A 23,057-nucleotide genomic window follows, 5' to 3' on the forward strand; every position below is an offset into this window, starting at 1 on the left:
AGAGGTCTGAGTGATGAAAAGTTAATTTCATTCAGACCTATTCTTATATATTTTTAGTGAAGCTGTAACAAGCCAGATAAATGTATTCTCTTTGGTTAGATGAATAAAATTATAACGGTCAAGGCAGCTTTTCCACATTTTAAAAGGGAAATACTTTTTTAATTGTACATATTGGTGGAAAAAGAATATAATCAATATTATAATTTTCTTTTTATATAAATTATAAATAAACAATCAGGGGATTAAAAGAACAATTCCAGACAAGGTGATTCGATGGCTAAAGATGATATATTAACAATTGAAGATATAGTAAAGAAGGCGAAAGGCTATCTTTCTGATGATGATATCACGTTTATTAAGCGTGCCTATGAGTTTGCAGAGAGAGCACATGCTGAGCAGTTTAGAAAATCCGGCGAGCCTTATATTATACATCCCGTTCAAGTTGCAGGGATTCTTGTAGACTTGGAAATGGACCCGGAGACAATTGCTGGAGGTTTTTTGCATGATGTTGTAGAGGATACCTCCATAACGGTTGAAGAGATTGAACAAGCTTTTAATCATGAAGTAGCTATGCTTGTTGATGGTGTAACCAAACTAGGGAAAATTAAATATAAATCAAAAGAGGCAATTCAAGCCGAAAATCACCGTAAGATGTTTGTAGCTATGGCAAAAGATATAAGAGTTATCTTAATAAAGTTGGCAGACCGTTTACACAATATGCGTACTTTAAAACATTTGCCACCAGAAAAACAACGACGTATTTCAAATGAAACACTTGAAATTTTTGCACCTTTAGCACACCGTTTAGGTATATCTACTATTAAATGGGAACTTGAGGATACAGCTTTACGCTACTTAAACCCCCAGCAATATTACCGCATAGTCCAACTGATGAAGCAGAAGAGGGACCAAAGAGAATCATATATTGAACAAGTAATGGAAGAGGTATCTAAACAGCTTCAAGAAGTTAATATAGAGGCCGAGATGTCAGGTAGACCGAAGCATTTATACAGTATTTATCGGAAAATGGTAAAACAGAACAAACAATTTAATGAAATATACGATTTGCTTGCGGTAAGAATCTTAGTTGACAGTATTAAGGATTGTTATGCAGTTTTAGGCATTATTCATACATGCTGGAAACCGATGCCAGGAAGGTTCAAAGATTATATTGCAATGCCCAAGCCTAATTTATATCAGTCTTTGCACACAACTGTAATTGGGCCTAAAGGTGATCCATTAGAAGTTCAAATTCGTACGAAGGAAATGCATGAAATTGCAGAATTTGGAATTGCTGCACACTGGGCATATAAAGAAGGAAAACAAGTTACTACGAATAAGAAATCCTTTGAAGAAAAATTGACTTGGTTTAGAGAAATATTAGAATGGCAAAATGAGACACATGATGCAGAAGAATTCATGGAAACATTAAAAATGGACTTGTTTTCAGATATGGTATATGTTTTCACTCCAAAAGGGGACGTAATCGAGTTACCTTCAGGATCAGTCCCTTTAGATTTCGCCTATAAAATTCATACAGAGATTGGAAATAAAACTATAGGAGCCAAAGTTAACGGAAAGATGGAGCCATTGGATTATAAATTAAAAAATGGGGATATCATTGAAGTAATGACATCTAAACATTCCTATGGCCCTTCTCAGGACTGGTTGAAAATAACACAAACATCTCAGGCGAAAAGTAAAATCAAGCAGTTTTTTAAGAAACAGCAACGAGATGAAAATATTATTAAAGGTAAAGAAGCGATTGATAAAGAAATAAGGGCGTTACAACTTGAACCTAAAGAAGTATTAACACAAGATAATCTTCAGAGGGTGTTCGAGAAATTTAACTTCTCAAGTGAAGAAGATATGTACGCTGCAGTAGGCTATCAAGGAATAACCGCAGCTTTAGTAACTACTAGACTTACAGATAAAATTCGCCAGACCAAGCAAAAAGAACAGGACCTGGCGAAGTCGATTGAAGAGGCAAAAACCGCTGATATTAAAAGCAAAAAAGCTCATAAGAGAGACTCCGGGGTCCAAGTGGAGGGTGTGGATAATTTACTGGTCCGCTTAGCTAAATGCTGTAATCCTGTGCCCGGTGATCAAATTCTTGGTTATATTACGAAGGGCCGCGGTGTTTCTGTCCATCGGGCAGACTGTCCTAATGTCCAGACAGAAGAGGCAAAAGAACGTTATCTGCATGTAGAATGGGAAAGCAACCAAACAACAGAAAAACAATATCATGTAGATTTAGATATTTCCGGATATGATCGTCGTGGCCTTGTGAATGAAGTTCTTCAGGCAGTGAATGAAACAAAAACAAACATAACATACGTGACTGGCAGATCAGACCGAAATAAAATGGCTATCGTGCAATTAACAATTCTAATTCATAACACAAGTCATTTACGTAAAGTTGTGGAACGTATTAAGCAGATTAAAGATGTATATACTGTAACCCGAACGTTACAATAGTCATCGTTTTTACAAAGGAGTACCATATAATGAAAGCAGTAATTCAGCGCACGAAAGAAGCTAACGTGCAGGTTAATAATGAAGTGGTTGGAAGTATTAATTATGGTTATGTAGTATTATTGGGAGTTACTCATGAGGATACCGAAGAGGATGCCATATATCTTGTGAATAAAATAATTAATTTGCGTGTTTTTGAGGATCAAGATGGAAAAATGAACTTATCGTTGAAAGATGTGGAAGGAAGTCTTCTTTCTATATCCCAATTTACTTTATATGGGGATACAAAAAAGGGAAGAAGACCTAATTTTATGCAGGCAGCAAAGCCAGAAGTTGCAAAATCTCTTTACGAAGTATTTAATCAACTGATAAAAGATCAAGATATTCCGTTAGAAACAGGTATTTTTGGAGAAATGATGGACGTGCAATTAATAAATGATGGGCCTGTTACGCTAATTATTGACAGTAAAGATAGATAAACTTGAAATAATAGCCTCAAATAAAACCAATGCCGAAAACTATTCGAAGATTTTAACTATAATTCGAAATTGTTTTCGGCTTTTTTTTGCACTAATGAATGAAGAAAACTCAGCATGTATATAAGTTTCTTTTGATAGTACTTCCGGCTTTAACAAGTATAAAAATTCTAATTACAAAAGTAGTTGTTCAATCCATTTATAATACCAGCAACTAGTTTTTCTTGGTAAGCTTGTGTGGCTAAAAGTTGTTCACTCTCTTTATTAGATATAAAACCTAACTCTAAAAGAACTGCCTCATTTCTATTTTGTCTCATTACAAAAAAGTCTTCCTTGTGTACTCCCCGGTCATTTGCCTCACTTATATTAATTAATGATGATTGAAGTGTTTGAGCCATTTCCTTGCTGTTATTCAAAAAATAATAGGATTGTATTCCTGAAACTCCTGGTAAATCTGAAACACTGTTATAATGCAGGCTGAGAAATGCATCCGCATTAGCAATATTTGCTACGCTTGTTCTGCTTGCAAGTGAAATAAATTCATCATTTGGCCTTGTAAGAGTGACATTTGCTCCAAGCAAGATAAGTTTATCTCTTAAAAGCTCGGCAGTTTTGTGTGTAAGGTGCTTTTCTTGTACTCCTGTTATACCGATTGCTCCAACATCTCGCCCTCCGTGACCAGCATCAATAACGATAGTTTTATTTTTTACATCTGTACATGAAGATCTTTTCTCTTCAAGAGCAATACGTTCATGTATATAACCTCTAGTTTGCCCGCTTTTCACTTCATACCATCCATTGTTATAAGATATTATCTTAAAGACTTCCCCCTTCTTAGCAAAAGAAGTAATTGAATGGTCTGTGGATGGACCTTCTCTCAAATGAACTTGATCATAAACAATTTTTAACTGCTTTCCGGCTTCTGGCTGATTTTGCATATCGATGTAATCCAGAGAGACCCATCCACTCTTTTTTTCTAACTTGATTTTTACCCATTTATTCTGTTTTTCCAGTATGGGATAAATTTCTCCTTTATGTACTTGATCTATTGTAGAATGGCTTTCCTCGGGACCACTTCTTACATTTAAATAATTTGTCTTAATTAATGCATCCTCAGCACCAATGGAAAAAGGAAATAAAAGTATAAGCAAAACAACTATAAGAGTAAGAAAACTTCTTAATGACTGCAATAAAACACCCCCGTTAAATAAAACTTTCCTTTAAGTATAATAAAATAAAATTCCTTTGGCAAAACTAGATAGATAACCTTTGTTATCCGCTTGTGATGTGGGTGATGTGGAGGAGGGATAAAGTTGCGTACAAATGATAAACAATGGAATGCTGGGAATAACAAGGAAATCTTCGGAGTAAACCTTCACCGATTCGTAGAAATTGAGGCAGATAGTAGTCATATGGAAATCGCTCAAGAATTAGGGATTACCCTAGGTGAAGTAAAGACGCTGAAGAAAAAGATTACTCGCTCTTGACATTAGTCTCTGTAAAGATTATTATAATAGTCATTCAATAGTACAATGTTATACTATAGACTAAACCGACGATAGAAAAAGTAGTCAGATTTCAAATGAAAAGAGAGAGAATGCCATTGGCTGAAAGCATTCTTGCATATTGAACTGATGAAAGACATTCTGGAGGATTTATATCGAAAGCAGAGTAGATATAAACGTTTTGCAGGCGTTAACTGTGAAGAGCGGATGCAATATGCATCAACTAGGGTGGCAACGCGGGTTAACTCTCGTCCCTTTTATTATAAGGGACGAGAGTTTTTGTATGGAAAAAAACGGGAGGTATTAAAATGAGTTTTAAAGCACCAAGGGGTACAGTAGATCTTTTGCCAAAGGACTCTAAGAAATGGCGATTTGTGGAAGAAATAATTAAAAATATCTGTCATCGATTTCACTTTGAGGAGATTCGTACACCACTTTTTGAACATACAGAGGTGTTTCAAAGAGGGGTAGGCGATACGACAGATATCGTGCAAAAAGAAATGTATACGTTTGAAGACAGAGGCGGAAGAAGTTTAACTCTTCGTCCGGAAGGAACTGCTCCTGTAGTCAGGGCTTTTGTTGAAAATAAGTTATTTGGAGACCCGAATCAGCCGACTAAGCTGTACTATTTTGCTTCTATGTTCCGTTATGAACGTCCACAAAAGGGCAGGATGCGGCAATTAAATCAGTTTGGAGTGGAGGTTCTCGGCAGTGCTAATCCAGCTGTAGATGCAGAAGTTATTGATCTGGCAATGACTGTTTATAAAGAGTTAGGGCTAAAATCATTAAAACTAGTTATTAATTCACTAGGTGATCACGAAAGTCGAAATAATCATCGTCAAGCTTTAATAGAACATTTTACTCCTCATAAAGACGAATTATGTAAAGATTGTCAATCCCGTCTTCAACAGAATCCTTTGAGAATACTTGATTGTAAAACAGACCGTGATCATCCTGCTATGAAAACAGCACCATCTATTTTGGATTATTTAAATGAAGAATCAAAAGATTATTTTGAACAGGTGAAAGACTATTTAACAGCAATGAATATCGAATACACAATTGATCCGAAATTGGTTCGTGGTTTGGACTATTATAACCATACTGCATTTGAAATTATGAGTGAAGCTGAAGGGTTTGGTGCAATTACTACCTTAGCTGGTGGTGGCAGATATAACGGACTTGTAGAGGAACTAGGGGGGCCAGCAACACCAGGAATCGGATTTGGGATGGGTGTGGAAAGACTTTTAATGGCATTAGAAGCAGAAAACATAGATATTCCTGTCAATAATGAGTTGGACTGTTATATTGTAGCATTTGGTGAAAATGTTGAAAAAGAAGCTGTTCGAATTACCCATAACCTTCGCCAATCTGGTATTCAGGTAGACAAGGATTATCAAGGACGTAAGCCAAAAGGCCAATTTAAAGCAGCAGACAGACTAAAAGTAAAATTTGTTTTAGTGCTTGGCGAGTCAGAGCTAGAAAAACAAGTTATTAATGTGAAAACAATGGAAACAGGTGAACAAATAGAGGTGCCACTAGCACACCTGGCAGAATCTATTAAAGAAAAATTGTAGGAGGAAATAACATGAGTGTAAGGCAAATGGCAGGACAGCTTGGAAACAAAGACGTTGATTACTCAGTTTTACTTAAAGGATGGGTGCAAAAACGTCGGGATTTGGGTGGATTAATTTTTATAGATCTTCGAGACAGATCAGGAGTAGTGCAAGTAGTTTTTAATCCTGATCATTCTGAAGAAGCACTTAAAATTGCTGAAGCTATTAGAAGTGAATATGTTGTTGAAGTAATTGGAAATGTTGTAAAAAGAGATGAATCTACCGTAAACAATCTGATGGACACGGGCGAGATAGAAGTAATTGCAAAGGAAATTAAAATATTAAATAAATCCAAGACTCCTCCATTCCCAATCCAAGATGACATTGATGTAGCGGAGGATATACGTTTAAAATACCGCTATATGGATATGCGCAGAAGTGGTCTGCAGGAAACATTTAAATTACGTCATCAAACAACACAGACAGTGAGAAATTTTTTAAATGAGAATGGGTTTCTGGAAATGGAAACACCAATGCTTACTAAGAGTACACCAGAAGGGGCGCGTGATTATTTAGTGCCAAGCCGTGTGCATCCTGGAGAGTTCTACGCGCTACCACAATCACCACAATTATTTAAGCAATTGATCATGATGGGTGGTTTTGAGAAATATTATCAAATTGCACGTTGTTTCCGAGATGAAGATTTAAGAGCGGATCGACAGCCAGAATTTACGCAGATTGATATTGAGACTTCATTTATGTCCAGTGATGATATTATGGATATGACAGAAAAAATGATGGAACAGGTCATGAAGGAAGTAAAAAACATAGACATTACACTACCTTTACCTAGAATGCCTTATGATGAAGCCATGAGTAGATATGGCTCTGATAAACCCGATACTCGTTTTGGGATGGAACTTATTCATGTTACAGAAGTGCTCAGAGACTCCAGCTTTAAGGTATTTCATCAAGCAATTGAGGCAGGAGGTATCGTTAGTTTATTAAATGTAAAGGGGGAGGCCACTAACTTCTCCAGAAAAGATATCGATAAACTAACAGAATATGTTAAAGTATATGGCGCAAAAGGGCTTGCTTGGCTTAAAGTAGAAGGCGATGAATTAAAAGGGCCTATTGCTAAATTCTTAACAGAGAAGGAAATCCAGGGGCTGAAAGATACTGCTTCTGCCGAAGATGGAGATCTTCTATTATTTGGCTCTGATAAAACTTCCATTGTATATGACAGCCTAGGAGCCCTTCGTTTGAAATTAGGGAAAGAACTTGAATTAATCGATCAAAACAAATTTAATTTCCTTTGGGTTACAGATTGGCCGCTGTTGGAATATGATGAGGATGCTCAACGATATTTTGCAGCACATCATCCATTTACTTCTCCTGTTGAAGAGGATATAGAAAAATTAAGTATTGAGCCGGGAACTGTTAGAGCAAATGCATACGATTTAGTCTTAAATGGTTATGAATTAGGTGGAGGTTCAATCAGAATCTATAAAAAGGAATTGCAGGATCAAATGTTTAATGTGTTAGGATTTTCTGAAGAAGAAGCACAAGCACAGTTTGGCTTCCTGCTTGAGGCCTTGGAATATGGAGCTCCTCCACACGGTGGCGTCGCTTTAGGATTAGACCGTATTATTATGTTATTGGCAGGCAGAACAAATCTAAGGGATACAATTTTGTTCCCAAAAACCGCTTCAGCTACAGATTTGTTAACAGATGCGCCTAGTACTGTAAGTAATGATCAACTTGGAGAGTTATCTATTCAAGTACAAAAGAAAAATGACTAACTCTAATGATTGTTAGATAGTTTACCAAATATTATGTACATTTTTAAGAAAAATAATTGAAATGCATTTTTTCGTATGGTAGTATATAAATACAACATAATTAATAAAGTTATCATTCCTGATGTGTTCGTCTATTAAAAGTGTTTGACCGAACAACATTAAAAATGGGAGCTCGAATTGGTTTCTATATTGCGTGCATGCCTTGTCCATTGGACGTGAGGAAGCATAATAAATATAGAACAGAGCACCCACCTGCCATGAGCGGGATCAAAACTTACAATTAGACGGCACAATCGGGACTTGATAACGTACATAACAAGAAAAACACCTGTCTATACAGGTGTTTTTCTTGTATTATATAATTTGATTTGGGAGATTGTGGTTAAACGAAAAGACTATAATTAATTTCCTTGCGCTAATTGTTGTAGATTACCATTTTTGTCCATTCGGAATGCAGGAGATGGCATGCTGCCCTGATCATCTAAAACAGTCATCTTTCTTGCCCGATCCATAATTTGAATAAAGACTTGATAATCTTCTTGAATAGTAGATAATTGGGCTTCTGTTTGGGCCAATTGCTTCTCTAACTGGTTAACTTGTTCATGTAATTTTAAGTTATTCTTTTTATATTGCTCCAATGTATTTTTTGATTGATTAGAAGCATAATAGTCTCTTTTCAGTTCTTTAAGAAATCGTATAACTGTGTCAATTGTTAATGTACCAGTACCATTTGTTTTTTCACTTTCTTCAATTATACTTTCCAACTGGCCCTCTTCAGTCTGTGGTAATTCAATAACAGGTTTACTTAATTTTTGTCCTGCTGCAGCAATTGCCCGTTTTTTCTCTTTACGTTGTCGTTTTGCAAGATCAATAGCATTCTCATATTTTGAACGCACCTCTGCATTCCAACGGAAGCCGCATGCAGCTGAAGTTCTATTCAGCTTATCACCAACTTCTTCAAAGGCATTTAATTGCGTGCTTCCTTCTCTAATATGGCGTAGCACCGTTTCTGCTAATAATAGATCATCCTCGTGGGACCAAGCATCTTGTCTAACCTTGACCATTGTGTTCCAACTCCTTTTTAGTAACAACTTTAAATAGATTTCATATTTTATCTCATAGTCTTACCTTATTATGGAGTTTTATACCTTATTTTTGTTTATCAGCTTGAATTCTTTCATAAACTTGTTTCATAGCTTGTTCAAATTTGCCTGTATTTTTTGGTTGGTAATAGTGTTTGTTTTTAATAGAATCTGGTAGATATTGCTGGTTAACCCAATTATTCTCGGAATTATGCGGATATTTATATTCATTACCTCTTCCAAGAGATGCAGCTCCTGAATAATGAGAATCCTTCAGATGCTGAGGAATTTCTCCTGATTTACCATTGCGAATATCAGTTAAAGCTGCATCCAGTGCCTTGTATGCCGTATTGGATTTTGGCGATAGGCACAATTCTACAATAACTACTGATAGGGGTATCCTTGCTTCTGGAAAACCTAATCTTTCAGCTGCCTGGACTGCAGCAACTGCACGGGGGCCAGCTTGTGGATTAGCCACCCCAATGTCTTCGTAGGCGGTGACAATCATTCTTCTGGCAATACTGTCTAAATCACCAGCTTCAATTAATCTACCCAGATAATGAAGGGCAGCATCTACATCACTACCACGAATGGATTTTTGAAAAGCGGATAACACATCATAATGGGCATCTCCATTCTTATCATGAGAGAAGCTCTTTTTTTGCATACATTCTTCAGCAATTTCTAGATTAATGTTTATTTGGTTAAGGGCATCAACAGGAGTGGAAGAAACGGCTAATTCAAGACCATTTAGTGCTGCACGCATATCTCCATTTGCACTAAAGGCGAAATGTTCCAATGCTTCTTCACTCATTACGATATTTTGCTCACCCAATCCATTTGTAGTGTCCTTTGCTGCCCTTTGAATTGCCAGTTTGATATGGTCTTTGGTAAGAGCATACAATTCAAAAAGGTGACAACGACTTCTAATAGCAGGATTAATAGCGTGGTATGGGTTACTTGTGGTACAACCAATCAACGTAATAAGATTGCTCTCGATATGGGGTAAAAGGAAATCTTGCTTTCCTTTATCCAGGCGATGTACTTCATCAAGTATTAGCACCATTTTCCCTGTCATCTTTGCTTCTTCCACAACAATTTCCATATCTTTCTTTTTATCTGTGACAGCATTGAGTAATTTATGCCGTAATCCCAAGCTTTTAGCAATAGCAGTTGCCATTGAGGTTTTCCCTGTTCCTGGGGGCCCGAAAAGAATCATAGATGCTAAACGTTCTGCTTTAACCATTCGATTTATTATTTTTCCTTCGGCTACCAAATGTTCTTGCCCAATAATTTCACTTATGGAATTAGGCCTCATACGATAAGCTAGTGGTTTGTTTGACATATTTATCTTCCTTTTTCTTCATATTAATAGGTAATTCAGCGTTCTAAGTATCGTTCAAATGCAAGAAAAGCACCATTCATGCTATAATATCATGTATTATTAGGTACGTATAGCAACGTAATACTAGATAGAGGTGTACTAAATGAAGATTTCAACAAAAGGCAGATACGGTTTAACAATTATGATAGACCTTGCAAAAAAGCATGGTAATGGACCAACCTCCTTAAAATCAATTGCAAAGGATAATGACTTATCCGAGCATTATTTAGAACAGCTTGCATCCCCACTACGGAATGCAGGTTTAATAAAGAGCATTCGAGGCGCTTACGGGGGATATGTGTTAGCAAAAGACCCGAAAGAAATTAAGGCAGGGGATATTATTAGGGTACTGGAAGGTCCTATTACGCCGGTAGAAGGAATTGAAAACGAAGAACCTGCAAAGCAAGCTCTATGGATTAGAATCCGTGATGCGGTAAAAGATGTCCTAGATACAACAACATTGGAAGATTTAATTAACTATGAAGATGAAGGACCAAAGGAAGCCTATATGTTTTACATTTAATAAGTAAAAAATGAAAGTATGCATTCTCTTCCAATTGGTGTTGTCGAGACTAGCAATATATACTCAGTAGACAAAAGACGAGAACTATGGAAGGATAGATAAATTATGGAACCCATATATTTAGATCATGCAGCTACTACCCCATTGGATCAAGAGGTCATTGATACTATGTATCCTGTGTACAAGGAAGTGTTTGGTAACCCATCAAGTATTCATTCATTTGGACGAAAAGCAAGATTTTTTGTTGATCAGGCAAGAAGGGTAATGGCCAAAAGTATACATGCTAATGAAAGGGAGATCGTTTTTACAAGTGGGGGCACAGAAGCTGATAATATGGCAATGATAGGTACGGCCAAATACACTAATAATAGTGGAAAGCATATTATAACTTCGGTGCAAGAACATCATGCTATTCTTCATACTGCACAAAAACTAGAAAAGGAAGGGTATGATGTTACTTATTTACCTGTGTACGAAAATGGGAAAATAAGTATGGAAGATCTGGAAAATTCACTTCGTCCAGATACATTTTTAGTATCTATTATGGCTGCTAATAATGAAACAGGGGTTATTCAACCAGTGAAAGAAATTGGAGATTTACTAAGAGATCATCCTGCCTATTTTCATACAGATGCTGTTCAGTTATTTGGTTTAATGGAATTGAACGTCCATGAAATGGGAATTGATTTGTTGACTGTTTCTTCTCACAAAATTAATGGCCCAAAAGGAATCGGTTTTATATATATCGGAGAAAATGTGAAAATTGATCCCCTTCAGTTTGGTGGAGAGCAAGAACGGAAACGCCGCCCAGGAACAGAAAATGTAGTTAGTGTTGTAGGTTTCCAAAAAGCAGTCGAATTGGCTATGGACTATCGTGAAGATAGAAAGAACCTATATCAATCCTATAAAGATTTATTTTTAGAGAAATTAAGAAACAATAATATTAACTTTAGAATAAATGGGGAGTATGAGTCTACAATTCCATCTATTATTAATATAAGCTTTCCGGGAACTAATGTAGAAGCATTGCTAACTAATTTTGATTTAAGTGGAATTGCTGCTTCAAGCGGAAGTGCTTGTACAGCAGGTTCGGTGGAACCATCTCATGTATTATCTGCCATGTATGGGGTCGATAATGACCGGACGGTAAATTCTATCCGATTTAGTTTTGGGAGCCATAATACAAAAGAAAATGTGATAGAGGCTGCGGAACGAGTAACGAAAATCGTCCATCGCTTAACTTCTTAAAAGGATTTGATATAAAATGAAAAATAATAAAGATATACGCGTAGTTGTAGGAATGAGTGGGGGAGTAGATTCTTCAGTTGCTGCTCTTCTATTAAAGCAACAAGGATATGATGTTGTGGGGATATTTATGAAAAATTGGGACGATACAGATGAATTTGGCGTCTGTACTGCCACAGAAGATTATGAGGACGTTGTACGAGTTTGTAATCAAATTGGCATTCCTTATTATGCTGTAAATTTTGAAAAGCAGTATTGGGATAAAGTTTTCACTTATTTTCTTGATGAGTATCGAGCAGGAAGGACGCCAAATCCTGATGTAATGTGTAATAAGGAGATTAAATTTAAAGCTTTTTTAGATCATGCAATGTCATTGGGGGCAGATTATTTAGCTACAGGTCACTATGCGCAGGTTAGAGAGAATAATGGACGCTATGAAATGTTACGCGGAGTAGATGATAATAAAGATCAGACTTATTTTCTCAATCAATTGACAGAGGGTGTACTAGAAAAAGTAATGTTTCCATTAGGTGGTATGCCTAAATCTCAAGTTCGTGAAATTGCCAAAGAGAATGATTTAGCAACAGCTACAAAAAAAGATAGTACAGGCATTTGTTTTATTGGTGAACGTAATTTCAAGGAATTTTTAAGTGAATATCTGCCTGCACAGCCTGGCAAAATGACAACATTAGATGGAGAAGAAAAGGGTCAACATGATGGATTAATGTATTATACAATTGGACAACGTCAAGGACTTGGAATAGGTGGAGCTGGTGATCCTTGGTTTGTTGTTGGCAAAAATCTTAAAGACAATATCCTATATGTGGAACAGGGGTATTCCAATGAAAAACTATACTCTGATTCCTTAATTGCTACAGATGTAAATTGGATAACACCGGATAAAGTGCAAGGTACTTTTACATGTACTGCAAAATTTCGTTATCGCCAAAAAGATAGTGAAGTAAAAGTGAACATACTGCCTGATAATAAAGTAGAAGTGGTTTTTACAGAAGAACGAGAACGTGCTGTTACACCAGGACAAGCTGTAGTTTTTTACAATGGAGAGGTGTGCCTGGGTGGTGGCACAATAGATGAAATTATAAAAAATGGCGAAGCACTTGACTATGTAGGTTAAGAAGGAGTTTTACTTGTGGATAAAAATAAAGAAGCTATTCAATTAATGAAAGACAATAAACTGGAGGAAGCTGCGGCTTTACTTACATCCTATATTGAAGAAAACCAGGATGATCCAGTAGGTTATATCAATTTTGGTAATCTGTTGGTACACATGCAAGACTATACACGAGCCGAGCGTTTTTTTGAAAAAGCTATCACATTGGATGAAGCTGCAGCTACCGCATATTACGGACTGGGAAATACGTATTTTGAGAAATCCATTTATTCAAAAGCACAGGAAAACTTTCAAAAAGCTATTGATCTTGGCTTGGAAGAAGCAGATGTTTACTATATGCTAGGAATGAGTTTTCGACATCAGGAGCATTACACGCTAGCCATCCCTTTTTTGCTTCGCGCTACAGAGCTTGCCACAACAGATGAAGAAATTTTATTTCAATATGGGCTTACTTTAGCCCAAAGCAATCATATTGAAGATGCAGAAAAAGTATTTAAAAACGTTTTAAATATAAACAAAGATCATAGTGATGCCTACTACAATTTAGGGGTCATTTCTCTCTACCGTGAAGAAGCTAACGAAGCATTAAAACATTTTGAAAAAGCTTTATCCATTCAACCGGAGCATGTGCTTGCTGCAAACGGAAAAAAGAATGTGGAGAGTTTTCTAAGCGAACAATAAGCAATTGGGGTTGTTGGAAATGGATATGGAAAAACAATCGATAGCTGAGCAAGGTTATGTGAAAGGCGAACTTTTGCATACAATTTTTCATAACGAAGCAGAGCATTTCTCAATTGCTAAAATTAAAGTGATTGAAACAAATGAAGACTTCAAAGAAAAAGAAATAATAGCCAAAGGGTATTTTTCAAATCTACAGGAGCAAACAGCTTATCTTTTCTATGGTCTTTTTGAAAATCATCCTAAATTCGGGCTTCAGTACCGGGTCACGTCTTATAAAACGTATATTCCGGACACAACAGAAGGTTTAATTGCTTATTTATCGAGTGATCTATTTTACGGTATCGGAAAGAAAACTGCTGGTAAAATCGTTCAGCATTTAGGAGAGAATGCAGTTTCGAAGATCTTGAATGACCGTAATGTTTTAACTGGTGTGCCAGGATTAAATAAAGACACTGCAGATTCACTTGCTCAGAGCCTTCAGGAAAATCAAGGCTTTGAGCATATTGTTGTATATTTGGCAAAATATAATATTGGATTAAAGATGGCACAAAAAATCTATCAAGAATATAAAGAGGATGCGATAACCATTCTTGAGGAAGATCCTTACCAATATGTTTTCGATATAGAGGGATTTGGATTTCAAACTGCAGATCAAATAGCAGGTCAAAGAGGACTTTCACCTACTCATCCAAATCGTATCGGTGCTGGTTGTATATATACATTACAAAAAAGTGTGCAGGATGGTCATGTGTTTTTACCCTTATCTGTCTGTGTTGAGAGAGTTTTTGATCTGTTATCTGCTCATTCCCTTTCTAGCGATATTATTACAGAAAGGTTAAAAGAATTAAATACAACTAAATCTGTTATTATTCTAGAGGACCGAGTTTACTTACCTTCTCTATATTACGCTGAAGATGGGTTTGCTTCCCAGCTGAATCGAATTATAAGTAAATCTATTGAAGATGAAACACCTCTTGCTGAATTGATGAAAATTATCGGTGATATAGAGGAAACAGAAATTTTAAGCTATGGGAAGGAACAGTTTTCAGCTATAAACCAGGCTGTTCATTCAAAAGTGTTAATACTTACAGGTGGGCCAGGGACGGGGAAAACAACGGTTATTAAAGGGATAATTAAGGCTTTTTCCACTATCCATAATCTTTCTCTTGATCCACAGGATTATAAAGATAAGTCTGAATTTCCATTTATTCTGACAGCCCCTACCGGTCGTGCTGCCAAAAGACTTACAGAATCAACCGGCCTACCTGCAGTAACAATACACAGATTACTGGGATGGGATGGGAAAAGTGGATTTAATAAGACAGAGAACGAGCAATTAAGTGGCAAATTTTTAATCATTGATGAGTTTTCTATGGTAGATATCTGGCTCGCTAATCATTTATTTAAAGCAATTCCTGAAGACATGCAAGTATTAATAGTTGGTGATGAGGATCAATTGCCTTCTGTAGGTCCTGGTCAAGTGTTAACAGATTTGTTAGCAAGTGACGTGCTACCATATGTGAAATTGACGGATGTATATCGACAAAAAGAAGGTTCGAAGATTATTCAGCTTGCACATCAGATTAAGAATAATGCGCTAATTCAACTAGAAAATGATAAAGACTTTAGTTATATCCCTTGTTACGAAAATCAAATGATTGAAGTCGTTACTAAGATTATTTCCAAGGCTGTCTCCAAAGGGATTGATGTTAAAGATATTCAAGTCCTTGCGCCAATGTATCGCTCTCTTGCTGGAATTACCACGATTAATAGAGAACTCCAACAATTAATTAATCCTAGAGACAAGAGAAAAAGAGAAGTAAAGATTGCTGATACAATATTCCGAAAAGGAGATAAGGTGATCCAGCTTGTAAATCAACCAGAAGACAATGTATTTAACGGAGATATCGGAGAAGTTGTAGCTATTTTTAGAGAAGATGAAAATACGGATAATGTGGAGCAACTAGTAGTTCTATTTGATGAAAAAGAAGTAGTTTATGAGCGTAAAGATTATGTTAATATTATGCATGCATATTGTATATCGATTCATAAATCTCAAGGAAGTGAATTCCCTATCGTAATTATGCCCGTAGTTTCTGCATATCGCCGTATGTTAAGAAAGAACTTACTTTACACCGCAATTACCAGAAGTAAACAATCACTTATTATATGTGGTGAACAAGACGCATTCCTGAAAGGAGTGCAAACAATGGATACGAATAAACGGTATACAACATTAAAAGAACAATTATTGGAAAGAGTACAAACTCAAAAAACTCAGTTAGAGGAACCGGTAGCAGAAGATGACATTTCTCCGTATGATTTTATGTGAGAAAAGAGGTATATATATACAAAAAACGGGTTAGCATAACATAATAAAGTATAATTAAAGGAGCTTTATATGTATGCGATGCCCAAACTGTAACGGAAAAGACCTAGGAAAGATTGGTATGCAACAATATTACTGTTGGACGTGTTTCATTGAGCTATCAGTAATTAATAATGAACTGGCAATTCACCAAGTGGAAGTAGACGGATCATTAAGTTCGCTTGATGATTTGTTTTCAAAGGATGAAAGAAAACTGCAATGGTAGCCTTCTTATCTATAAATATAATTGATTTTGGCTAAGGGGAGATTACCATTGTGGAAAGACAGAAAAGAGCTTGCATATTTATATTGGCTGTTAATTGGCATCTTTTTATTTTTGTTCTGTTATCTATTTATTAAATTGTTCCCGATGTATGGAACCGTACTTTCTTTTATTTGGCGTCTATTAGCGCCTTTTATTGTTGCATGTTTAATAGCCTATTTGCTCTATCCTATTGTTAACAAACTGCAACAATACAACATACATAGGGGCATAGCAATTTTACTTATTTACTTCCTGTTCTTTGGAGGTATTACCTACTTAATTTATCGAGTTTATCCTTTGATTATCTTGCAATTACGGGATTTAAATGAGCAATTACCACAGTTTATCAAATTATATGAGGAGTTAATTTATAAGTTATATGAATATACCTCATTTCTACCTGAAACTGTACATGATAAAATCGATGAACTAATTCTTCGAGCTGAAAAATCTATTGATAAGATATTAACTAGGTTAGTTGGTGGATTTACCAAGATAATTGATACAATTATTTTTTTAATGGTAATTCCTGTTTTAGTATTTTATTTTTTAAAAGATTATACCAAAATCAAGGCATATTGTAAGCGATTAGTGCCAGAAAAATATCGGTATCAGACAGGTAAGATGGCTGATGCGATTGATGAAAATTTAGGAAATTATATAAGAGGTCAGTTAATTGTCTGCTTATTTGTAAGTATAGCTTCATTTATTCTATTTCAACTACTAAATTTAAAATATGCTCTATTATTGTCAATCATTATGGGTATAACTAATCTAATTCCTTACTTTGGGCCCATCATAGGTGCTGTACCTGCTGCAATGGTCGGCTTCACTCTTTCGGGGAAACTTGTTATTTACGTTATTATAGGGGTGTTTATCATTCAGCTAATTGAAAGCAATCTTTTGGCACCTTTTATAGTAGGTAAAAGCATTCAGATTCATCCTGTAGTAATCATTTTTGTTTTACTATTAGGAGGCCAGTTATTTGGTGTGGTCGGGATGATTGTTGCAGTACCAACTTTGACAATTATTAAAGTAGTTGTCACACATTTACGCGCATTTAAAAGTTATAATTGACAATAAAGCTAAAGTTAATTATAATATCGCTAAACTAGTATATGAAACACGTTGAAAGTTATAAGTACATGATGATCGGTTTAAAGAGAGGGATTTTCAATAGGCTGAAAAAAATCCTAAGCAAGAATCATGGAAAGCTAAACTGGAGTGCGGCCAATTCCCGCCGGTTTCATACCGTTACCATGATGAAGTGACAAACAGAAATTTTTGTTTGTAATTAGGGTGGTACCGCGATAGAATCTCGTCCCTGCATATGCAGAGAGGGGATTTTTTTATTTCATAAATTATTTAATGGAGGTATGGAAATGAAACATTTAACATCAGCAGAAGTCAGACAAATGTTTTTGGACTTTTTCAAAGAAAAGAATCACCGTGTTGAACCAAGTGCTTCACTAGTACCAAAGGATGACCCCACTCTTCTATGGATAAATAGTGGAGTTGCTACATTAAAAAAGTATTTTGATGGTCGAGTTATTCCAGAAAATCCGCGTATTGTAAATGCACAGAAATCCATACGAACTAACGATATTGAGAATGTAGGTTTTACTGCTAGACACCATACGTTTTTCGAAATGCTTGGTAATTTTTCAATCGGTGAATATTTCAAGAAAGAAGCAATCGAATGGGCTTGGGAGTTTTTGACAAGCGACAAATGGATTGGGTTTGATCCTCAGCTATTGTCAGTAACGGTCCATCCTGAAGATGACGAAGCCTTCGATCTATGGTTGAACGTTATTGGACTTCCGAAAGAGCGGATAATTCGTTTGGAAGAAAATTTTTGGGATATTGGAGAAGGTCCAAGTGGTCCAAATACGGAGATCTTTTATGACCGTGGCGAGAAATACGGCAATGATCCAAATGATCCGGAGCTGTACCCAGGTGGAGAAAATGAACGTTATCTGGAAATATGGAATTTAGTTTTTTCACAATTTAACCACAACCCTGATGATACGTATACACCGTTACCTAAAAAGAATATTGATACAGGTATGGGTTTGGAAAGAATGGTTTGTGTTATACAGGATACACCTACTAACTTTGAAACCGACTTATTTATGCCAATTATAAAAAAGGCCGAAACATTTGCAAATACTTCATATGGTAAAACCCAAGCTGCAGATACTGCTTTTAAGGTGATTGCTGATCATATTCGTACAGTGAGTTTTGCAATAGGTGATGGTGCAGTGCCTTCAAATGAAGGAAGAGGTTATGTATTACGCAGATTACTTCGAAGAGCAGTACGCTTTGCTAAAGAAGTCGGAATTGAGAAGCCATTCATGTATGAGTTAGTAGAAACTGTAGGAAGTATTATGGAAGACTTCTATCCAGAGGTTTTAAAGAAAAAAGACTTTATCAAGAACATAATTAAAGTAGAGGAAGAACGTTTTCACGAAACACTACAGGATGGACTTGATATTCTATCCTCTATTATGAAAAAGGAAAAAGAAAAAGGGAGTACTGTTTTTCCTGGTTCTGAAGTTTTTCGCCTATATGACACATATGGGTTCCCTAAAGAATTAACTGAAGAATATGTAGAAGAACAAGGGTTTACTATTGATGAAGAAGGCTTCAATGAGGAAATGCATAAGCAACGCGAACGAGCTCGAAATGCAAGACAAAAAGTTGATTCTATGCAAGTACAAGATGGTATTTTAAGTGAAATTGAAGTAGAGAGTGAATTTACTGGATATGATCAGCTCGAAGAAAAAGCGATAATTGCTACTATGATTCACGAGCAGAAAACAGTACAGGTCGCTGAAAAGGATGAAGAAGTATTTGTGTTTTTAAATAAGACACCATTCTATGCGGAAAGTGGGGGACAAGTAGCAGATAAGGGGTGGATTTACTCTGATAATGCTTCAGCATATGTTGAGGATGTTCAAAAATCACCAAAAGGACAGCATATTCACCGTATACGTGTTAAAAATGGCGAATTTCATGTTGGTGATGAGGTCACGGTTATGGTTGAAGGTACATTCCGAGAGGGTGTAGTGAAAAATCATACAGCTACCCATTTACTCCATCAAGCTCTTAAGGATGTATTAGGGACTCATGTGAATCAGGCTGGATCCCTTGTAACACCTGAGCGCTTGCGGTTTGATTTTTCTCATTTCAACTCTGTTACAGAGGAAGAAATTAAGCAGATAGAACAAATTGTCAATGAAAAAATATGGGCGTCGTATCCGCTCGACATTAATTATAGAAAGATTGATGAAGCAAAAGAAATGGGTGCAATGGCCTTATTTGGTGAAAAATATGGCGATATCGTCAGAGTAGTGCAAATAGGAGATTATAGCATTGAACTATGTGGCGGCTGTCATGTGAAAAACACTTCTGATATTGGATTATTTAAAATAATGTCGGAGAGTGGCATTGGAGCTGGTGTTAGAAGGATCGAAGCAGTAACAAGCAAACAAGCTTATGAATATCTGAATCATCGTCTCCATATTCTAAAGACTTCAGCACAACTTATGAAAACGAATGAAGAACAGCTACCTGAAAAAATAGAGGGATTCTTCCAAGAAATGAAGGTCTTGCAAAAAGAGAATGACTCTCTAAGTTCAAAATTATCAAATGTGGAAGCATCTAGCTTACTTGATAAAGTAGAAACGATTAAGGACATTCCTTTGCTAACTCAAAAGGTAAACGTGAAGGATATGAACCAACTAAGAAATATGGTTGATGAGTTAAAACAAAAAATGGGAACAGGAGTAATTCTTCTTGCTGCAGAAAATGATAAAAAGGTTCAACTAGCTGCTGGTGTTTCCAAAGATCTTATGGATAAAGGCATGCATGCCGGTCAATTAATTAAGCAGGCTGCCCAAGTATGTGGCGGCGGTGGTGGTGGACGCCCTGATATGGCCCAAGCTGGTGGGAAGGAACCGTCTAAAATTCAGGATGCTCTAGCATCTGCTAAGCAATATATAAGCGACAATGTAAAGTAGTCCAGCTTGTATACTTTTGCACAAAACGATATAATGAAGATTAGAATAACAAGGCAATAATTTGAATTACAAGTATAACTATGAAAGACTAGTAAATATGGTAGATCACTGGTTCCATCATCAGAATGATAGCCTAGAATTCCTAAAAATGAGGTGGCGCGATGAGTTCGTTTGATAAAACAATGAAATTTAATTTCTCAGAAGAACCTTTTGATCAGGATATTAAACAAATCCTCTTCACTGTACATGAAGCATTAAAAGAAAAAGGTTATAATCCAATTAATCAAATCGTGGGTTATTTATTATCAGGAGATCCTGCCTACATTCCTAGACATCAGGATGCTCGTAATTTGATTCGTAAGGTTGAACGGGATGAAGTTATTGAGGAATTAGTTAAATTCTATCTGGAAAAACAAAGGGAAAGTTAAATGAAATTGATCGGATTAGATGTCGGTTCCAAAACAATTGGAGTCGCTGTAAGTGACGCTTTAGGGTGGACAGCCCAAGGTGTGAAAACGATAAAATGGGATGAGAATAATATAACCTCCGCAGACGAAGAGCTAAAAAGCATTATAATCGAACATGAAATAGGGAAAGCTATTATTGGCTTACCTAAAAACATGAATGGTACAATAGGTGAAAGAGGAGAAGCATCCCAGGTTTTTGCAAAACATATGGAAGAGGTACATGGTATTCCAACTGTACTGTGGGATGAGAGATTGACTACAATGGCAGCTGAACGTGTTTTATTGGAAGCTGACATGAGTAGGAAAAAACGAAAAAAAGTAATTGATAAAATGGCAGCGGTAATGATTTTACAAGGTTACCTTGATCAGAAGTAAAGGAGTGTCAACATGGCATTAGAAGAGAAAGAAAGAATAATTATCCCAGATGAAAATGGGGAAGAACATCTATTTGAAGTTTTATTTACTTTTGATGTGGATGAAACAAACCAATCCTACATTGCGGTGGTGCCTGTAGAACAAACAGAGGACGAAGAAGTGGAAGTATATGCTTTCCGCTACGAAGAGCAAGATAATGACGATAATGACTTGTCACTATTCCCTATTGATTCTGAAGAAGAGTGGAATATGGTTGAAGAAATGCTAAACACATTGGCAGAAGAAGAAGAGAATAACTAAGCATATATAAATAGCTGATGTCATCACTCGACATCAGCTATTGTTATTAATGTGGATTGCCACTATAACATATGGGGAGATTATCCATTGACTCACAAAGTAGATTAACTTTAAACTAACGTTTGTATGGCAGTATTTGTATAGAATATCTTATTTAGATTCATTTCCTAAACAATATAAGGATTTTAATGGAATATATTATCGATTTTTAGTATAATATAGCGGGTGAGAGGGGGGCGTTTTATGTCCGATAAAGAAAAACAAGATGATTTCAAAGAAAATCTCGCAGTAAGAAGTGAAGAGGCAAGAACAGTTAGAAAAATTGTAGCAATTATAATTATTTCACTTCTACTTATTATTATAATTGGGGGAGTATCAGGTTATTTATTCATAAAATCTGCTTTAGAACCGGTGAATCCAGAGAGCGATAAAAATATTGAAGTCGAAATTCCAATTGGCTCTTCTACTTCCACAATTGCTTCCATTCTTGAAGATAAGGGAATTATAAAGGATAGTCGAGTGTTTCGCTTTTACATAAAATTTAAAAATGAAGCTGATTTTCAGGCTGGAGATTATACATTTTCACCTGCTATGTCGATAGATGAGATCATTAAATCTCTGAAAAAAGGTAAAGTTATGGCAGATCCTTTATACACAGTTACTATACCAGAAGGTAAAACAATTGAAGAAATGGCTGTAATTTACTCTGAAAAATTACCTTTTACTAAAAAGGAATTTATGGAGAAGGTAAATAATATTGACTATATTGAAGGGCTAATGAACAAATATCCATCTGTTCTAAAAAAAGACATCCTAGATCCTGAAATTCGTACACCGCTCGAGGGGTATCTGTTCGCGGCAACTTACGACTTCTATGAAAAAGATCCAAAAGTAGAAGTGGTGATCGAAAATATGTTAAAAAAGACAGAGTCTATTTTAAGTAAGTATTTGGATGAAATTACAGCGTCAGATTATACCGTACATGAAACACTAACTTTTGCTTCGTTAGTTGAAAAAGAAGCAAGTACTAAAGAACAACGGAAAGAAATTGCAAGTGTTTTTGTTAATCGTCTAAAAGAAGGGATGAAGCTTCAAACTGATCCCACTGTGTTATATGCATTAGGAAAACATAAAGACAGAGTGCTTTTTGAGGATCTGAAAGTTGAATCTCCATATAACACTTACCATATAAGCGGTTTACCAGTTGGTCCTATTGGTAATTTTTCTGAAAGCTCACTAAAGGCTGTTATCAACCCGATTGAATCGGAATACTTATACTTCCTTCACGATGGCGAGGGGAATATATACTATTCAAAAACATTGGATGAGCACAAGCAATATAGGAAAAAGTATATTGATTAGACAGGATAAATAGAAGGTGTGAAGCGACTTTCACATT

Annotated in this window: 20 protein-coding genes, 1 other RNA gene and 2 other annotated features; of the genes, 18 read left to right on the forward strand and 3 right to left on the reverse strand. The window is 36.0% G+C overall.

The features are described from left to right. The first annotated feature begins 273 nt into the window (after nucleotides 1-273). Entirely contained in the window at nucleotides 274-2,478 is a 2,205-nt protein-coding gene (locus tag BME96_RS08325; RefSeq protein ID WP_019377839.1) for a RelA/SpoT family protein, read from the forward strand. A 29-nt stretch (nucleotides 2,479-2,507) separates the two neighbouring features. Beyond that, the gene (gene dtd, locus BME96_RS08330; protein ID WP_060678364.1) at nucleotides 2,508-2,954 is read left to right on the forward strand and encodes a D-aminoacyl-tRNA deacylase; all 447 of its coding nucleotides are present in this window, start codon (nucleotides 2,508-2,510) and stop codon (nucleotides 2,952-2,954) included. Nucleotides 2,955-3,121: 167 nt separating this feature from the next. Here the strand turns inward: dtd and BME96_RS08335 are convergent, their stop codons facing one another. Continuing rightward, the gene (locus tag BME96_RS08335; RefSeq protein WP_060678365.1) at nucleotides 3,122-4,141 is read right to left on the reverse strand and encodes an N-acetylmuramoyl-L-alanine amidase family protein; all 1,020 of its coding nucleotides are present in this window, start codon (nucleotides 4,139-4,141) and stop codon (nucleotides 3,122-3,124) included. Nucleotides 4,142-4,264: 123 nt separating this feature from the next. Here BME96_RS08335 and BME96_RS19805 point away from each other — a divergent pair, with 123 nt between their 5' ends. From BME96_RS19805 to ssrS, 4 genes are all read left to right on the forward strand, one after another. Beyond that, nucleotides 4,265-4,438 carry a hypothetical protein gene (locus BME96_RS19805; RefSeq protein ID WP_019377842.1) on the forward strand — a complete coding sequence of 58 codons (174 nt, stop codon included), beginning with the start codon at nucleotides 4,265-4,267 and terminating at the stop codon, nucleotides 4,436-4,438. A gap of 59 nt (nucleotides 4,439-4,497) precedes the next feature. After that, nucleotides 4,498-4,715 (forward strand) — a binding site (T-box leader). 49 nt (nucleotides 4,716-4,764) lie between these two features. Next, complete coding sequence (hisS, locus tag BME96_RS08340) at nucleotides 4,765-6,033, forward strand: histidine--tRNA ligase (protein WP_071648851.1); 1,269 nt, start codon at nucleotides 4,765-4,767, stop codon at nucleotides 6,031-6,033. Nucleotides 6,034-6,044: 11 nt separating this feature from the next. Continuing rightward, nucleotides 6,045-7,814: an aspartate--tRNA ligase gene (aspS, locus tag BME96_RS08345; protein WP_071648852.1), complete on the forward strand. Its 1,770-nt coding sequence runs from the start codon at nucleotides 6,045-6,047 to the stop codon at nucleotides 7,812-7,814. A gap of 112 nt (nucleotides 7,815-7,926) precedes the next feature. Continuing rightward, nucleotides 7,927-8,118, forward strand: a non-coding RNA gene (ssrS, locus tag BME96_RS08350) — 6S RNA. Between the two features lie 97 nt (nucleotides 8,119-8,215). On the opposite strand, the gene BME96_RS08355 is transcribed toward ssrS, so the two are convergent. After that, on the reverse strand, nucleotides 8,216-8,878 hold the full coding sequence (locus BME96_RS08355) for an RsfA family transcriptional regulator (protein ID WP_019377845.1): 663 nt from the start codon (nucleotides 8,876-8,878) through the stop codon (nucleotides 8,216-8,218). Nucleotides 8,879-8,963: 85 nt separating this feature from the next. Continuing rightward, the gene (locus BME96_RS08360) at nucleotides 8,964-10,241 is read right to left on the reverse strand and encodes a replication-associated recombination protein A (protein ID WP_071648853.1); all 1,278 of its coding nucleotides are present in this window, start codon (nucleotides 10,239-10,241) and stop codon (nucleotides 8,964-8,966) included. 142 nt (nucleotides 10,242-10,383) lie between these two features. On the opposite strand from BME96_RS08360, the gene cymR reads away from it, so the two are divergent. From cymR to mltG, 12 genes are all read left to right on the forward strand, one after another. Further along, the gene (gene cymR / locus BME96_RS08365) at nucleotides 10,384-10,803 is read left to right on the forward strand and encodes a cysteine metabolism transcriptional regulator CymR (RefSeq protein ID WP_019377847.1); all 420 of its coding nucleotides are present in this window, start codon (nucleotides 10,384-10,386) and stop codon (nucleotides 10,801-10,803) included. Between the two features lie 105 nt (nucleotides 10,804-10,908). After that, nucleotides 10,909-12,051, forward strand: a complete 1,143-nt coding sequence (locus BME96_RS08370; RefSeq protein ID WP_071648854.1) for a cysteine desulfurase family protein — start codon at nucleotides 10,909-10,911, stop codon at nucleotides 12,049-12,051. Nucleotides 12,052-12,067: 16 nt separating this feature from the next. Then, on the forward strand, nucleotides 12,068-13,183 hold the full coding sequence (gene mnmA, locus BME96_RS08375) for a tRNA 2-thiouridine(34) synthase MnmA (protein ID WP_071648855.1): 1,116 nt from the start codon (nucleotides 12,068-12,070) through the stop codon (nucleotides 13,181-13,183). 15 nt (nucleotides 13,184-13,198) lie between these two features. Continuing rightward, the gene (locus tag BME96_RS08380; protein WP_060678371.1) at nucleotides 13,199-13,861 is read left to right on the forward strand and encodes a tetratricopeptide repeat protein; all 663 of its coding nucleotides are present in this window, start codon (nucleotides 13,199-13,201) and stop codon (nucleotides 13,859-13,861) included. 19 nt (nucleotides 13,862-13,880) lie between these two features. After that, complete coding sequence (gene recD2 / locus BME96_RS08385; protein WP_083547440.1) at nucleotides 13,881-16,193, forward strand: SF1B family DNA helicase RecD2; 2,313 nt, start codon at nucleotides 13,881-13,883, stop codon at nucleotides 16,191-16,193. A gap of 73 nt (nucleotides 16,194-16,266) precedes the next feature. Next, a complete protein-coding gene (locus tag BME96_RS08390; RefSeq protein ID WP_019377852.1) occupies nucleotides 16,267-16,455 on the forward strand; it encodes a hypothetical protein in 189 nt (62 codons plus the stop codon). Between the two features lie 48 nt (nucleotides 16,456-16,503). Next, entirely contained in the window at nucleotides 16,504-17,571 is a 1,068-nt protein-coding gene (locus BME96_RS08395; protein WP_019377853.1) for an AI-2E family transporter, read from the forward strand. A gap of 42 nt (nucleotides 17,572-17,613) precedes the next feature. Beyond that, nucleotides 17,614-17,823 (forward strand) — a binding site (T-box leader). A 53-nt stretch (nucleotides 17,824-17,876) separates the two neighbouring features. Beyond that, nucleotides 17,877-20,516 carry an alanine--tRNA ligase gene (gene alaS, locus BME96_RS08400; protein ID WP_071648856.1) on the forward strand — a complete coding sequence of 880 codons (2,640 nt, stop codon included), beginning with the start codon at nucleotides 17,877-17,879 and terminating at the stop codon, nucleotides 20,514-20,516. A gap of 161 nt (nucleotides 20,517-20,677) precedes the next feature. After that, a complete protein-coding gene (locus tag BME96_RS08405; RefSeq protein ID WP_019377855.1) occupies nucleotides 20,678-20,944 on the forward strand; it encodes an IreB family regulatory phosphoprotein in 267 nt (88 codons plus the stop codon). Continuing rightward, entirely contained in the window at nucleotides 20,945-21,358 is a 414-nt protein-coding gene (ruvX, locus tag BME96_RS08410; RefSeq protein ID WP_019377856.1) for a Holliday junction resolvase RuvX, read from the forward strand. Between the two features lie 12 nt (nucleotides 21,359-21,370). Then, nucleotides 21,371-21,658: a DUF1292 domain-containing protein gene (locus tag BME96_RS08415; RefSeq protein WP_071648857.1), complete on the forward strand. Its 288-nt coding sequence runs from the start codon at nucleotides 21,371-21,373 to the stop codon at nucleotides 21,656-21,658. Nucleotides 21,659-21,901: 243 nt separating this feature from the next. Beyond that, nucleotides 21,902-23,020 (forward strand): endolytic transglycosylase MltG, encoded by a 1,119-nt coding sequence (mltG, locus tag BME96_RS08420; protein ID WP_071648858.1) that lies wholly within the window; start codon nucleotides 21,902-21,904, stop codon nucleotides 23,018-23,020. The last annotated feature ends 37 nt before the right edge of the window (nucleotides 23,021-23,057 follow it).

The organism is Virgibacillus halodenitrificans, from assembly GCF_001878675.1.
Classification (GTDB): Bacteria; Bacillota; Bacilli; order Bacillales; family Amphibacillaceae; genus Virgibacillus_Q; species Virgibacillus_Q halodenitrificans.